The organism is Escherichia sp. MOD1-EC6162 (genome assembly GCF_002965125.1).
GTDB classification, from domain to species: Bacteria; Pseudomonadota; Gammaproteobacteria; order Enterobacterales; family Enterobacteriaceae; genus Escherichia; species Escherichia marmotae.
Genome location: NZ_PTSB01000015.1, coordinates 1 through 15,116, shown reverse-complemented (window position 1 = coordinate 15,116; position 15,116 = coordinate 1). Strand labels below are relative to the sequence as shown.

The 15,116-nt window shown below is 47.6% G+C and carries 16 protein-coding genes; all 16 read left to right on the top strand.

Going from position 1 to position 15,116, the window contains the following annotated elements:
• The first annotated feature begins 2 nt into the window (after positions 1-2).
• The 16 genes from A9587_RS13800 to A9587_RS13725 all read left to right on the top strand — a co-directional run bounded on the left by A9587_RS13800 (position 3) and on the right by A9587_RS13725 (position 14,995).
• Positions 3-1,097 carry a terminase small subunit gene (locus A9587_RS13800; protein ID WP_000089437.1) on the top strand — a complete coding sequence of 365 codons (1,095 nt, stop codon included), beginning with the start codon at positions 3-5 and terminating at the stop codon, positions 1,095-1,097.
• Positions 1,078-2,379, top strand: coding sequence for a terminase large subunit domain-containing protein (locus tag A9587_RS13795; protein ID WP_000625349.1), 1,302 nt, complete (start codon positions 1,078-1,080; stop codon positions 2,377-2,379). The genes A9587_RS13800 and A9587_RS13795 overlap by 20 nt, the downstream gene beginning before the upstream one ends.
• A 2-nt stretch (positions 2,380-2,381) precedes the next feature.
• Positions 2,382-3,788, top strand: coding sequence for a DUF4055 domain-containing protein (locus A9587_RS13790; RefSeq protein ID WP_000763705.1), 1,407 nt, complete (start codon positions 2,382-2,384; stop codon positions 3,786-3,788).
• On the top strand, positions 3,772-4,884 hold the full coding sequence (locus A9587_RS13785; RefSeq protein WP_096215917.1) for a phage minor head protein: 1,113 nt from the start codon (positions 3,772-3,774) through the stop codon (positions 4,882-4,884). Before A9587_RS13790 ends, A9587_RS13785 begins: the two co-directional genes overlap by 17 nt.
• A 104-nt stretch (positions 4,885-4,988) precedes the next feature.
• Positions 4,989-5,753: a DUF6651 domain-containing protein gene (locus A9587_RS13780; RefSeq protein ID WP_000770040.1), complete on the top strand. Its 765-nt coding sequence runs from the start codon at positions 4,989-4,991 to the stop codon at positions 5,751-5,753.
• 98 nt (positions 5,754-5,851) lie between these two features.
• Entirely contained in the window at positions 5,852-6,991 is a 1,140-nt protein-coding gene (locus A9587_RS13775) for a P22 phage major capsid protein family protein (RefSeq protein WP_001526967.1), read from the top strand.
• Between the two features lie 42 nt (positions 6,992-7,033).
• Positions 7,034-7,210, top strand: coding sequence for a hypothetical protein (locus tag A9587_RS24725; protein ID WP_000908084.1), 177 nt, complete (start codon positions 7,034-7,036; stop codon positions 7,208-7,210).
• Between the two features lie 3 nt (positions 7,211-7,213).
• Complete coding sequence (locus A9587_RS13770; protein WP_000634210.1) at positions 7,214-7,609, top strand: hypothetical protein; 396 nt, start codon at positions 7,214-7,216, stop codon at positions 7,607-7,609.
• Entirely contained in the window at positions 7,609-7,992 is a 384-nt protein-coding gene (locus A9587_RS13765) for a hypothetical protein (RefSeq protein WP_000524260.1), read from the top strand. The genes A9587_RS13770 and A9587_RS13765 overlap by 1 nt, the downstream gene beginning before the upstream one ends.
• Complete coding sequence (locus A9587_RS13760) at positions 7,993-8,373, top strand: hypothetical protein (RefSeq protein ID WP_001029819.1); 381 nt, start codon at positions 7,993-7,995, stop codon at positions 8,371-8,373.
• Positions 8,370-8,762, top strand: a complete 393-nt coding sequence (locus tag A9587_RS13755) for a phage tail terminator-like protein (protein ID WP_000144680.1) — start codon at positions 8,370-8,372, stop codon at positions 8,760-8,762. The genes A9587_RS13760 and A9587_RS13755 overlap by 4 nt, the downstream gene beginning before the upstream one ends.
• Before the next feature lie 26 nt (positions 8,763-8,788).
• Positions 8,789-9,751, top strand: coding sequence for a phage tail tube protein (locus A9587_RS13750; RefSeq protein WP_052924055.1), 963 nt, complete (start codon positions 8,789-8,791; stop codon positions 9,749-9,751).
• A gap of 150 nt (positions 9,752-9,901) precedes the next feature.
• Complete coding sequence (gene ydaY, locus A9587_RS13745; RefSeq protein ID WP_123057495.1) at positions 9,902-10,261, top strand: protein YdaY; 360 nt, start codon at positions 9,902-9,904, stop codon at positions 10,259-10,261.
• A 471-nt stretch (positions 10,262-10,732) separates the two neighbouring features.
• Entirely contained in the window at positions 10,733-13,966 is a 3,234-nt protein-coding gene (locus A9587_RS13735) for a phage tail tape measure protein (protein ID WP_105263991.1), read from the top strand.
• Entirely contained in the window at positions 13,959-14,297 is a 339-nt protein-coding gene (locus A9587_RS13730; protein ID WP_000024053.1) for a phage tail protein, read from the top strand. The genes A9587_RS13735 and A9587_RS13730 overlap by 8 nt, the downstream gene beginning before the upstream one ends.
• Positions 14,297-14,995, top strand: a complete 699-nt coding sequence (locus A9587_RS13725) for a phage minor tail protein L (RefSeq protein WP_001516452.1) — start codon at positions 14,297-14,299, stop codon at positions 14,993-14,995. Before A9587_RS13730 ends, A9587_RS13725 begins: the two co-directional genes overlap by 1 nt.
• The last annotated feature ends 121 nt before the right edge of the window (positions 14,996-15,116 follow it).

Below are 15,116 nucleotides of genomic sequence, written 5' to 3'. Positions count from 1 at the left end.
TGATGAGCAGACCGGACTGGGGGGCGTTGCAGCAGGAGTATATTGCTGAATACACCCGCTCCGGTATATCTCCGGTGGCATGGTGTGAAGCAAGGGGACTGAATTACGCAACAGCCCGTCGTTACATCAAAAAACCTCCGAAAAATGCGCAGACAGAAATGCGCAAAACTGCGCAAAAAAGTGCGCAGAAAAAATCTGCGCAGACTGCACAAAAGCGGAACGAAAAATCTCAGGAAAAAAAGCCAGTATTCGATGCGGGCCTGAATGAGGGCGACGCGGAGGAATTTTCGTTCTGTCCCGATGAATTCGGCATTTCTGACCAGCAGGCTAAGTTTGCGATGCTTGTTGCTCAGGGGAAAAAGCCGACAGAGGCGTACCGACTAGCCGGTTATGAGGGGCAAGGTGCGACAGCTAACAGCAACGCCAGTCGTATGCTTAGAAATGCCAGGGTTTTTCGCGCTATCAGCTACTTCCGCAATCAGTACCAGAAACGCTATACCGCAGACCTGGATTTACTGGTGAGTCAGTTGATGGCCATTGTCCTGGCCGACCCCAATCAGCTTGCACAATTTCGCCGTGTTAACTGCCGTTATTGCTGGGGCGAGAATCATCTCTACCAGTGGCGCGATATAGCAGAATTCGACAAGGCAGCGGCGCAGGCTTCCAGAGATGGCAAACCCGAACCGGAATATGGAGGCCTCGGCTTTGTTGATAACGCCATACCCAATCCGGACTGCCCGAAGTGCTGCGGTGAGGGAACGGGACAGCTTTATATGGCTGATACCACTCTGCTTGATGGGGATGCGCGGCAATTATATGCAGGGGCAAAACTCGGAAAATTCGGCGTTGAGATCCTGCTGGAGGATAAGGCTGCCGCCCGGCGTGAATTGTTGCGTTTGCTTTCTGCTGGCGGGGCTTTATGTGCAGATAAGCGGCTACAGGAACTGGAAATTGAACGACGCAGAATGGAAAACCAGAAGCTGCGCAAAGAGATCGAAACGGTGGAAGATAATGAACATCCCCAGCCTGTGGCGATCAATATTAATGTGGTTGATGCCAGAGTAAGGAGTGATGAAGATGATCTCTCCGACGCTTAATGTGCCTCAGGCGCGATTTCTTTCAATGCCCCATAAATTTAAAGCCTATATTGCTGGTTTTGGCTCGGGCAAAACATGGGTTGGGTGTGGCGGCATATGCAAGGGGATTTGGGAGCATCCAGGTATAAATCAGGGATATTTTGCGCCAACGTATCCCCAAATTCGCGATATTTTTTACCCTACAGTGGAAGAAGTTGCTGCTGACTGGGGATTGAACGTAAAAATTAATGAGGGAAATAAAGAGGTTCACTTTTATTACGGACGCCAGTATCGGGGAACCACTATCTGCAGATCGATGGAGAAGCCACAAACGATCGTCGGTTTCAAAATTGGTAATGCGCTGGTGGATGAACTGGACATTTTGCCGAAGGAAAAAGCCAGAACGGCGTGGCGCAAGATAATTGCGCGTATGCGTTATAAGATTGATGGACTTCGCAACGGTATTGACGTTACAACCACGCCGGAAGGATTCAAATTTGTCTACGAGCAGTTTGTTAAAGCCGTGCGTGAAAAAACAGAGCTGGCCTCACTGTATGGTCTGGTGCAGGCATCTACTTTCGATAATGAAAAGAACCTGCCAGCAGATTACATTCCTTCGCTTCTTGAATCATACCCTCCAGAGCTGATTAAAGCCTATCTTCGAGGACAGTTTACTAACCTGACAAGTGGTACTGTTTACCATCAGTTTGACCGGAAACTGAATAATTGCGAAGAAGTGGAGCAGCCAGGGGAGCCGATTTATATTGGGATGGATTTTAACGTTGGAAAGATGGCGGGGATCGTCCATGTGCTGCGTTTGGGGCTTCCATGTGCGGTAACTGAAATCATCAATGCCTACGATACGCCGGATATGATCCGCATCATTAAAGAACGCTTCTGGCTGTATGACGGGAATGATTACCGGAAAGTGAGGGAGATTTATATTTATCCAGATGCTTCCGGAGATTCCAGAAAATCAAGTAACGCAAGTACGACGGATATAGCCCAGCTTAAGCAGGCTGGTTTTAACGTTGTGGTGAACAGCTCGAACCCGCCAGTAAAAGATCGCGTTAACTCAATGAATGCAATGTTCTGCAATGCCAATGGTGAGCGTCGCTATAAAGTTAATGTGAAGCGTTGTCCGGTATATGCCGAATCTCTGGAGCAACAGGTCTGGGATGATAAGGGGGAGCCTGATAAAAAATCTGGCAATGATCACCCGAATGATGCCGGAGGTTATTTCATCGTTAAGCAATTCCCTATTGTCAAACCGACCGGAAGAGTCACATCACTTCGGATTTAATTATGGCTGATATATCAACACCCAACCTCGACTATAACGATATGCTGGAGGCGTGGGATATTAACGACGCATTGATGGGCGGTACGCTTGAAATGCGCAGGCAGGGGGAAAATTATCTCCCCAAATGGCCTAATGAAGATGAAGACGCTTATAAAAAACGCCTGTCTGTGGCTACGCTACTTCCTGTGTATGAAGAAAGCATCAAACAAAATATTGGGCGCATATTTGCAGAGCCGACAGTATTGAGTGAGGAAACGCCGGAAAAAATCAGGGAATATGCAGAAAATATCGACATGGAGGGGAGCCGACTGGATGTGTGGGCGCAGCAATTTTTCAGTCTCGCATTTCAGTATGGTGTGGCACATGCGCTGGTGGACTATCCACGAACGGATATGAAAGAGATTCGGACAAAAGCCGATGAAAACGCGGCCGGTGGTCGCCCGTACGTTACGATGCTGAATCCACGCCAGGTTATTGGATGGAAATCGAAAGTTGAAAAAGGGAAAGTTGTTCTCACTGATTTGCGTATAAAAGAGGTCATCATTATTGATGGTGATGATTTCGGGCAGAAGAAGGTGGAGCAGATCCGCCATATTATGCCCCGTCGAGTTGAAATTTATCGACGCAGCGAAGGTACTAATGGCGAATCTGTCTGGACGCTTCATGAGTCATGGAATACCAGCCGTGATGATATTCCTCTGGTAACACTGTATACGAAGAAAACAGGGTTTATGCGTGGTACACCGCCATTGCTTAATCTTGGCTTGCTGAATATCAAGCACTGGCAAAGCCAGAGCGAGCAGGACAATATTCTTCATGTTGCCCGCGTTCCATTGCTGGTGGCCTACGGGCTGGACAGGAATGAAGAACTGACGGTTGGTGCATCCACCGCTACGATTTTTGAGGACAGAACAAAAAATGGCCTCGAATATGTTGAACATAGTGGCGCAGCGATAGAATCTGGCGAAACATCACTTGAGAAGCTGGAAAATCAGATGCGTCATGCCGGCGCTAAACTTCTGCGGGCTGAAAATACATCCACCAAATCTGTTGATCAGACTAATGAAGAGCGGATGCAGGAACACTCGCCGCTTTATACAATGGCGAACTCCCTCGAAGATGCCCTCGATAATATTCTCCAGATAATGGCGGAATGGAGCGGAGAGAGTTGCGGTGGCAATGTGGATGTGCGCACTGAACTGGATGTATCTGCCCAGGTGTTTGACTCATCCTCCGCGCTGGCTGTTCAGTCATTGCGTCAGGGCGGTGATATACGTCAGATTGATGCGGTTCGGGTGTTGCAGGCGTTGAAATTTATCGATCAGGATTCCCGTCCAGAGGAAGTGATCGATGAATTAAAAAATCAGAGTGTAATGCTGATGGAAATCAATGATGCAAACCGTGAATGAACGGCTGCGTGATGAATCAATTGCTCATGCAGTCTGGATATCCCGCTATAGCACTGGTGTGGCTGCCAGAATGGTGAAAATACTGAATGACAGCGATGCGGAGCTTACAGCTCGCCTGCTGGTAGCACTGGACAGCCTCGATCCTAGTAGTTTTACCGTTACGCGCCTGGAGTCACTTCTGGCGAGTGTCAGAGAGGTTAACCGCACTGCTATTAACAGCATGTTTACCAGTCTCTCCGGAGAGCTGAACGAGCTGGCAATTTATGAGGTTGGTTATCAGTTAAGTCTGTTTGATTCTCTGCTACCTGATTTTGTTGCTGATGTTCACCCTCTGGTTGGTATCTCTTCTGATGCACTTTACGCCGCTGCAATGGCGCGACCATTCCAGGGACGACTGCTCAGTGAGTGGGCCTCAGATCTTGAGGCGGATCGGCTCAGACGCATAACAAATACGGTGCGTCAGGGTTTTTTGCTGGGGGATACCAATGAGCAGATCGCAAGAAAAATTCGGGGACATGTCAGTAAGGGATTTCAGGATGGTGCATTGCAGATGAGCCGGGCTAATGCGGCCAGCATTGCAAAAACAGCGGTTGGACATCTTGCTGCTACTGCTCGTGAGAGTTTTGCACGCGCGAATAATGATTTGATTAAGGGTAAGCAATGGTTATCAACGCTTGATAATCGTACTACGCCACAATGTCGAATCAGGGATCGCCTCAAATATACGCTGGATAATAAACCTGTAGGTCACAGCGTGCCTTATTTGCAGGGGCCGGGAAAAATTCATTTCTGCTGCCGCTCAACGGAAACGTTCATTCTGAAATCAGCGAAGGAACTGGGTATTGATGTTCGTGATATTTCCCCGGCTGAGCGGGCCAGCATGGATGGCGTGGTGGCCGGAGATACAACCTACAGGGAATGGTTTTTGCGTCAGCCTTACACCAGACAAAAACAGATTGTGGGGGAAACCCGGGCAAAGCTGATTCGGGATGGTGGTATGTCGCCAGATGAATTTTACACCGATAAAGGCGAATGGCTGACGCTGAAGCAACTCCGTGAGCGTGATGCACAGGTATTCAGAAAAGCAGGGATTTAAATAAATCATTTATTACAACAGGCTACCTTCGGGTGGCCTTTTTTATTGCTGCTATCCGGATGGTGAGCAGCGTAACTGTCGGAAGACTTAAACCAGGTACTAATATGAAACTGAAAACGGTCGAGATTAACGGAAAACAATACGCAGAAATTGATACTGCTGGCCTGCCAGTTTATGTGCACGACGATGGTAAAGAAATCGGCTTCGATGCACCGCTGGCGACAAAAAAAATTACAGAACTTAATGGCGAGGCAAAAAATCATCGCCTGGCTAAAGAAGCTGCAGAGGAAAAACTGGCTAAGTTTGCCGCTATCGAAGACCCGAAGAAGGCGATCGAGGCACTGGAAATGCTGTCAAAAATCGACCAGAAAAAGCTGATCGATGCGGGACAGGTTGACCAGGTTAAGGCTGAAATTACGAAAAATTTTCAGCAGCAATTAGATGAAGAAAAGCAACGCTCTCAGATGCTGGAGAAGCAGCTTTACGATTCTATGATTGGCGGTAGTTTTGCGGGTTCAAAATATATTGCCGATAAAATTGCGATCCCGGCAGATTTATTACAAGCCCGCTTCGGGCAGGCATTCAAAGTGGAAGAAGGGAAGATCGTTGCTTATGACGCTTCCGGCAACAAAATTTATTCCCGCGCGAAGCCTGGCGAACTGGCGCAGTTTGATGAGGCGCTGGAGTTCCTCGTCGAAAATTACCCTCAGAAAGACTACATCCTGAAAGCCAGTGGCAACAATGGCGGCGGCTCCCGTCCGACACAGCATGATATTGGTCAGAAAACGATGAAACGCTCTGCTTTTGATGCACTGGATGTTGCAGGTAAGCAAAACGCATTGAAAGACGGTATCACAATTGTTGATTAACACATTTGTCAGCTTCCGGATGGGAGCTGGTGTCAGGGCTGGATAGCTCATTACTCCATCTATTCACAATTACGCAAATTTTTAAGGAATATTTAATTATGGCTGGAAATACCCTGACCGGGTTGATCCCGACTATTTATACCGCCCTGGATGTTGTATCCCGTGAGCAGGTAGGTTTTATCCCTGCGGTAGCAAAAAACGCAAAAGCTGACGCCGCAGCAAAAGATCAGACGGTAACCGCGCCAGTTGCGCCTGAGGCGAAAACCGAAGATATCGTACCGGGGCCGTCAGCTCCGAATACCGGTGATCAAAATATTGGCACTGTTGATGTGAAAATTACTAAATCCAAAATGGCACCGGTTAAATGGAATGGTGAAGAACAACTGGCTCTTGGCCCTTCAGGGACTTACAACACCATTCTGGCTGATCAGTTCAAGCAGGCTTTTCGCGCCCTTGCAAACGAGGTTGAGGCTGATCTTGGTGCGTTGTATTTCGGTGCTTCCCGCGCCGTGGGAACCGCAGGGACAACGCCGTTTGGTGTTAAAGATGATCTTTCTGATGCTGCTCTGGCTCGTCAGGTTCTGGAGGATAACGGCGCACCGACAACCGATCTGCAGATGGTGCTTGGCTCCACTGCCATTGCTAATTTGCGCGGAAAACAGTCTGTACTGTTTAAAGTGAATGAATCCGGCACTGAACAGCTACTGCGTGAGGGCGTGTTGGGGCGTCTGGAGGGATTCAATATTCACAGTTCGGCAGGTGTAAAACGAGCGCCAAAGGTTGCTGCAACTGGTTATCTCGTGAATGGCGAGAAAAAAGAAGGCGATGTTCTTATTTCCATTGATACTGGTTCGGGGAGTATTTCTGCAGGTCAGATTGTTACGTTCGCTGGCGATCCGAATCAGTATGTTGTGGCAGCAGCGACCAGCAATCTGATTACTCTTGCAGCGCCCGGACTGCGTCAGGATCTGGCCGATGATACTGCAATCACAGTTGTTGGCTCCTTTACTGCAAATATGGCGTTTGATCGCAACGCGTTTCTGCTGGCATCCCGTACTCCGGCAATGCCGGAAGGTGGCGATAATGCTGATGATGTAATGAATGTTACGGACCCGATTTCAGGGATTACGTTCCAGATTGCACTGTATCGTCAGTATCGCCAGGTGCGCTATGAAGTTGGACTGGCATGGGGTGTTTCATCAGTGAAGCCGGCACATGGTTGTCTGATTCTTGGTTAAACATTCAAACGGGGCTTCGGCCCCATTTTTAATGGAGGGCATATGGCCGGATTAACTAAAGAGCAAAGAGCACAGCGTGAAGCCGCACAAAAAACGCAAATTGAGTTAGTGGTTATGGTGACCGATTATCAGATGTTTCCCGGCGCACCAACTATCGCTAATGTTCATCCTGATGAAGTTGACAACTGGAAGGCTATGGGCTGGAAAACTCAGGAGTAACACATGATCACTTACGTGACCTGTGATGACGTTGATAATGCGTTTGGGAACGCCTGGACGAGTGAGAACGCTAAAAATAAAGCTGTTTTAATGGCTAATGCCTGGCTTAATGGCTTCAACCTGAAAATTAACCCATCCCGTATTCCGGAAGAGGTAAAACTTGCGGGAGCATATGCAGCCAGAATTGCCTCATTCGGTAAGTTGTTTCAGCAGAAAAATGATTCTGGCGTTGTTATCAGTAAAGCCGTGTCGGCTGACGGGGTCAGTGTATCGAAATCATTTGCTGAGTTGCCAGCAAACAGCACTGCATTGCTTGAACCCGATTTACAGCTTGCGATAGCACTGCTGAAACCGTACGGACTTAGTCGCTCACAAGTCAGGGTTGTGAGGGGGGGATAATGGGGCTTCGTGAAGAGATTCAGTCAGAGGTTGCCGCTGCTTTTGATGAGGATTTAGCGGACGCCGTGAGTGATTTTTCTGGTTCTTACGTTACGCACCGGCACTGGGATCCTGTGACGGAAACTGGCGGCGAATCCACCGCAATCTATACCGGGCGAGGCGTGTTGACACGTTATAAGCTGGGCAGAATTGATGGGATTAATATTTTGCATGGTGACCTTAAATTAACCGCTCTGGTATGCGAGGTTACGGATAAACCCGCTGTCGACCATATTATTGAGATTTATGATCCTGTATCAAGGCAGTTACAACGATACGAGGTAATTACAGCGAGTGTAGATCCTTCCGCATCAGTTTACTCTATCCAGTTAAGGAGAGCGTAAATGGCAAAGGCATGGGATATAGAACCGTCAATATTTGCCGGGATGATTGAGGAAGATGTGGGGCTGAAGATTCGCTACATCGCTATGCAGATTCTTACTGCTATTGATATTGCTGCTCCGGTTGATACCGGACGTTTCAGAAATAACAACCTGGTGTCGTTACAGCATCCCGATTTTGGTATATCTGATAACGTGGATCCGAACGGTACGATTGCGGTTCAGCGTGGGATCGGGGTTATTTCGAAAGCTGCAAATTACGGAGTTATTTATATCCAGAATAACCTTCCTTATGCAGAGGCTCTTGAAAACGGTCATTCACAACAAGCGCCAACTGGCGTGTATGCCAACGCTTTTCATGGTGTTTTACAGGCTTACAAATGACATTTACTGAAATCAGAAATACGGTTATTTCCAGAATGACGGCACAGACGATTATTGATGGAAAAGACGTATTGTATCCGAACGCGCCAACGTTCGATCCTTCCGGTAAGTTAATCTGGGCGCGGTTAAGTAATATTCCCGGGCAGGCTGGAGTTAATGAAATTGGCGCGGGGCCGATTGTTTATCGCACGGGGATAATCATTATTCAGTTATTTGTCCCCGCAGGTTCTGGTTCAAAACTCATTACTGAGACAGCCGATAAATTGCGGGGACTGTTTGAGTTTCAGGATGACGATCGTCTCAGTTACCAGGCTGTTTCCTCAATAGCCGTTGGCGAAAAGAATGGCTGGTTCCAGCTTAATCTTCAAATTCCATATCGCGCGCTCTAGCGCAATTAATGACATAGGAGGCTCCTGTGAGTTCAGGTGCAAAGGTTATCTCGGCATTTATCCGGGAGACGGTTGCAGGCACTACGCCAGCAAGTGGTGACTGGAGTTTATTAAAACGCACAAGCTGGGGAGTAAAACCCACCCAGAATAAAGGCGAAAATAATGAGATTGGTGGCTCCCGGATGGCTCAGGGGGCGACGCCTGGCACTGTGGATGTCGGCGGTGATGTTGGTACCAAATTTCGCTGGGGTCAACATGATGATTTTCTTGCATCCTGTTTCGGCGCGGAATGGTCAGGCGATTCTCTGACAATGGGGAATGAGCGAATAACATTTTCTCTGGCGACCTATGCGTCCGATGTCGGAATTGCCTCTGTCGTCAGAGGAGCGCAGGTTGGCTCATGGAAAATGCAGATCCCTAACGACGGCGATATTACAGCGACCGTAACCTTTGCCGGACTGGACTGGGAATCAAAGGCCGATGATACGAATTTTATCAAAGGCGAACCTGTGGATAGTGCAGGAAAGCTACGTTATTCGTTTAAGGAGGTTTCAGCAGTAAGCCTGAATGGTGTTGCCGGAGGTAACGGTTTTTGTATCGACAGTTTTGATATTCAGTTCGATAACAAACTCCAGACACAGCGTTGTATCGGGACTGGCTCGCCTTATGCAGGAGCAAATATTCCGACTACTTTTACACCGTCCGGTACGGTGACGCTTTCATGGTCTAAAGCTGCATGGGAAATCTGGAGTAAAACACTGACTGGAGAAACAGTTCCGTTCAGCTTCACGCTTTCGAATGGAGAGGGGGCATACACTTTCAGTTTCCCGAAGGTTCAGGTGTCAGGTGAATGGCCTGATGGGGGTAATACCGACATTATCCAGGTTCAATTGAGCATTACCGCAGCAGATGAAGCACCTACGATAACCAGAAAAAAAAACTCTCCGGCTGCCGTGATCGCAAAAGCCAGTGCTGAGGCGATTAGTTGATTTTCCGTTATTCCCCCTGTGGTACTGCACTACAGGGGGACGCATTGAATGAGGTTATGGATGTTTATTCTTAATCAGAAAATTATCATCGGTGGAGAACGCTGGTTTACGCCAATGAAGGACTTAAAACCTGTAGACGGGTTAAAACTGTTGGTGGCAAGCAGCGATAACGATCAGTATCGCTCCCGTAATGCATTAATCCGTCGCCACATTGAGAAAATGGATGCCAGTTTGCACGTCGGAACGAAGGAGTTTGATATTTCAAAGGTTTCCGAGGTGGATTCTGTTGATGATTTACTCATTGATAATGCCGCTCGTTATCTGCTGAAAGACTGGAAAGGGGTTGGTGAACTGGTTAATGGTGTTGAGGTTGCACTGGAATATACGCCAGAACGAGGGATCGCGCTGCTTAGGCAGAATCCAGAGTTGTACTGGCAGATCCTTGCAGAAGCAGCCAGCATCGCCCAGGGTAAAGAGCAGCAGAAGCAGGATACGATAAAAAAGCCATAGCCGCCCAACGGTGGTTATCGGAGTTCGGGGGAGAAAGGGGGGAAAAGGCAAGATGGAAGCGAGAAAAACTCAGGTTGCCACCGATACCGGAACCAGAAATAGACCCGGTGCTTAAGGAATTGTTGTACGCCTATTCGGTAATATCCCGTGCCCGACGTTATGCTGGAATGACTGGGGTGCCTTTGCCTTTATCTCTGACAGAGATAAATGAATATTTAGCCACTCATCCGGTATTGATTGAGCGCGATGAATTTGAAGCAGTGATCTTTGCACTGGATGACCAGTATTTTCAGGAGCAGTGTGTGTAGTTGTTAATTACGTACACTCTGTTACAGAGATGTGATGGTGTCTTTAATTAAATCGATGATGCTCCTGGAGAAAAGCATTGCGTGACCTCGTAATCGCTATATCTACTATTATGTCGCCTGAAACCCACTTCGGTGGGTTTTTTGTTGTCAGGAGTTTTAATAAATGGCAGAGCAAACCTCGCGTCTCGCAATAATTATTGATAGCACTGGAGCGAAAAATAATGCTGACAATCTGACCTCCTCATTAGTCAAAATGACGCAGGCTGGGAAAACTGCTGCAAATAGCGCAGGGAAAGTGACTAAGGCAACAGAAGATGAGAAGAACGCGCTCGCAAAATTAAAAGCAGCTATTGATCCAGTTGGTGCCGCAATTGATACTGTCGGTCGACGCTATTCTGAATTAAAGAAATTTTTCGATAAAGGGCTTATTGATAAAGAAGAATATGAATTTCTTGTCCGTAAACTTAATGAAACCACAGAGGAATTGAGCGGGGTTGCGCAAGCGCAGAGAGAAGCCGAGAAGGCCGGAAAACTTGCTGCCGCCCAGCAGGAAGCGCAGGCTCAGGCCTTTCAAAGAATGCTGGACAAGATCGACCCTCTGGCTGCGGCGCTAAGAAATCTTGAACAACAGCATGATGAACTTAATGCTGCGTTTGCATCCGGGAAAATAAATGGTTCTCAGTTTGAGAATTATAGCCGAAAAATACAGGAAACACGGCGAGAGCTTACCGGAGAGGCTCAGGCAGAGCGAGAAGCAGCAAAAGCGCATGATGAACAGGTTGTTGCTTTGCAACGTCTGATTGCTCAACTTGATCCTGTCGGAACTGCTTTTAATCGTCTGGTAGAACAACAGAAACAGCTCAATGAAGCAAAAGCTAAGGGGATGCTTTCTCCTGAAATGTATGAGGAGCTTTCTGGAAAACTTCGTGCTATGCGGAGTGAGCTTGAGGTTACTCAATCACAATTAAGCAAAACCGGAATGTCGGCAAAACAAACGGCTTTTGCTATGCGCATGTTGCCTGCACAAATGACGGATATTGTTGTTGGGTTGTCCACTGGTCAGTCGCCATTTATGGTGTTAATGCAGCAGGGCGGCCAGCTAAAAGATATGTTCGGTGGGATTGGCCCGGCGATCAAAGGTGTAGGTTCTTATGTGCTGGGATTAGTTAATCCTTTTACCCTGGCCGCAGCAGCCGTTGGGGTCTTAGGACTGGCTTACTATAAAGGCTCTCAGGAGCAGGACGAATTTAATAAATCTCTTATTCTTACCGGAAATCAGTTGGGGACAACCAGCGGGCAATTGGCCGATATAGCTCAACGTGCCGGGAATGCGGCTGATTCGACAACTGGCGCTGCGGCGGCAGTATTAAACCAGCTTGTGCGTTCGGGAAAGGTAGCGAGCAGTTCGCTGGAGCAAGTGACGACAGCGATAGTAAAAACGAGCGAAGTAACAGGAATATCAACCGAACAACTGGTTAATGACTTCAATGAAATTGCAAAGGATCCTGTCAGTGCTATATCAAAACTTAATGATCAGTACCATTTTCTGACACTTGCGACTTATAACCAAATTAAGGCGCTACAGGATGAAGGGAACCAGCAGGAGGCCGCCCGCATTGCGACAGAAGCATACTCATCCTCAATGATCCAGCGCACCAACCAGATTAAAGAAAATCTTGGTTATCTTGAGACTGCATGGAAAGCTGTCGCAGACTCCGCAAAATGGGCATGGGATTCCATGCTGGATATTGGCCGTGAGGCCTCCCTTGATCAAAAAATCTCAGATGTTCTCCGTCAAATTGATGAAATAGAAAAAAATACCCGACCCGGAGTTTTCGGGTTAGGTGGCATTGGAGATGGCGGAGCTCAAAATAAAAAGCTGGCACGATTAAAGCAGCAATTGGGCGTACTTCAAGCAGAAAAAATTGCTCAGGACGTACTAAATTCATCAATAAACGATTACAACAAGCGACAACAGGAAGGAATTGAACTCAGACAGAGAGCAGATGCTTTTTCAAAACAATATCAGACCCGGGAGCAGCAGAGAGCTAGTGAACTTGCAAAACTGGAAAAGCTAAAGAATCAGTATTCAAAGGAAGAATATAATAATCTTATCGCTCAAATAAATGAGCGTTATAAAGATCCAAAGCAACCAAAGGCGAAAGGTTATTCGGATGATGCTGCCCAACGAATGATTGATCATCTGAATCAACAGAATGCGTTACTAAGTTCACAAGCTGAATTGACCGTTAAATTAAGTTCCTCTGAACAGGAACTGGTTAAGTGGCGTCAGCAGATTGCCGACCTAGAGTCACGACCGTCATCGAAATTAACCCAAGAGCAGAAATCACTTCTCTTACACCGGGAAGAAATAACCGCGTTGATGGAGAAAAATGTTGCGATTGAAAAAAATAGCAGGCTAATCAAAGAATCCGCCGAAATAGCCGCATGGCGTGATTCATTGCAGGCTTCGATTGATAATCGTCAGCAGGGGTATGATATTCAGATTGCTGGTTATGGGGTTGGCGATAAAAATCAGCAACGCCAGCAGGAATTACTGCGGATTGAACGTGAATATAACAATCAGCGTCTGCAACTTGAACGTGACTATGCAGATAAATCCCGTGGAATGTCAAATCATGTTTTTCAGGAGAAAATGCAGGCTCTGAATGATGCTCTGGAACGAGAAAAAGAAATTGTCAGCCAGAAAAACGAGCAGCTCGATATTCAGGCAGGAGACTGGATTAGTGGTGCCTCCCAGGGATTCAATAACTGGCTGGATGACACTAAGGATATCGGTGCGCAGATAAAATCAACCACGACTCAGATGTTTGATGGGATGACCGATGCGCTAGGTGATTTTGTCACGACAGGCAAGGCAAATTTTCGTTCTTTCGCTACTTCCGTGATTTCGGATCTTAGTCGAATTGCATTAAAGGCTTCAATTACTGGGATTTTCGACAGCATTAGTAACAGTTCTTCTGGGGGTATTTTAGGAACTATCGGGAGTGCTATTAGTAAATTTATTCCGAATGCAAAGGGCGGTGTTTATGAGTCTCCGTCATTGAGTACATATTCGAACGGTATTTATGACTCCCCGCAATTTTTTGCTTTTGCAAAAGGAGCTGGTGTTTTTGGTGAGGCTGGACCGGAAGCTATTATGCCATTAACGCGAACTTCCGATGGTTCTCTTGGTGTCAGAGCTATTAATAGTAAAAGTGGTAATGGAGGCAGAGATATTACTTATGCCCCTGTATACCAAATCACTATTCAAAATGACGGCCAGAATGGAGAGATTGGTCCTCAGGCAATAAAAGCACTTATGGGGATGGTTGATCAGCGGGTGCAGGGCGCTCTGTTAAATATGCGACGTGATGGAGGAATGTTAAGTGGCTAATACGGAAGAATTTTACTGGTTACCAGAGGATGGAATGAAAACAGAAAATAAGCCATCGATAAAAACTGTAAGATTTGGCGATGGTTATGAACAACGAAGCCCAAACGGACTTAATCATTCTCTGCGTGTTTTTACCTGTGATTTCAGGGTTGAGGCGAATGAACGTAATTCATTTGAACTGTTTCTGGCTCGGCATGGAGGCTATAAATCTTTTTTTTGGCGCCCGCCGGGTATTAACAGAAAAATCAGAGTGGTGTGTCGAACGTGGTCAGCGACAGAACATATCACCTATACCGATTTTTCATGTCAGTTTGACGAAGTGGTGATCTGATGCAGGACATACGACAGGAAACACTGAATGAATGTATCCGTGCGGAGCAGTCGGCCAGCGTGGTGCTCTGGGAAATTGATCTGACAGAGGTCGGTGGGGAGCGTTACTTTTTCTGCAATGAGCAGAACGAAAAAGGTGAACCGGTTACCTGGCAGGGGCGAAAGTATCAGGCGTACCCCATTCAGGGAAGCGGCTTTGAGATGAACGGTAAGGGCAGCAGCGCACGTCCCACACTTAAGGTATCAAACCTGCACGGCATGGTCACCGGGATGGCGGAAGATCTGCAGAGTCTGGTCGGCGGAACGGTGGTCCGGCGTAAGGTTTACGCCCGTTTTCTGGATGCGGTGAACTTCGTCAACGGAAACAGCGAAGCCGATCCGGAGCAGGAGGTGATCAGCCGCTGGCGCATCGAGCAGTGCAGCGAACTGAACGCGGTTAGCGCGGCCTTTGTGCTGTCCACGCCGACGGAAACGGATGGTGCTGTTTTTCCGGGGCGCATCATGCTGGCCAACACCTGCACCTGGACCTATCGCGGTGATGAGTGCGGTTATAGCGGTCCGGCGGTCGCGGATGAATATGACCAGCCGACGTCCGATATCACGAAGGATAAATGCAGCAAATGCCTGAGTGGCTGTAAGTTCCGCAATAACGTCGGCAACTTTGGCGGCTTCCTTTCCATTAACAAACTTTCGCAGTAAATGTAATGAACGCATCCCCAATCATCAAATCCGGAGCGCGGTGATGGATGGGGAGAATATCGGGAAGGTGTGGAACCTGGCAGATTTCCGGCATCATAGTGCCCAATACGGGATGCAGAAA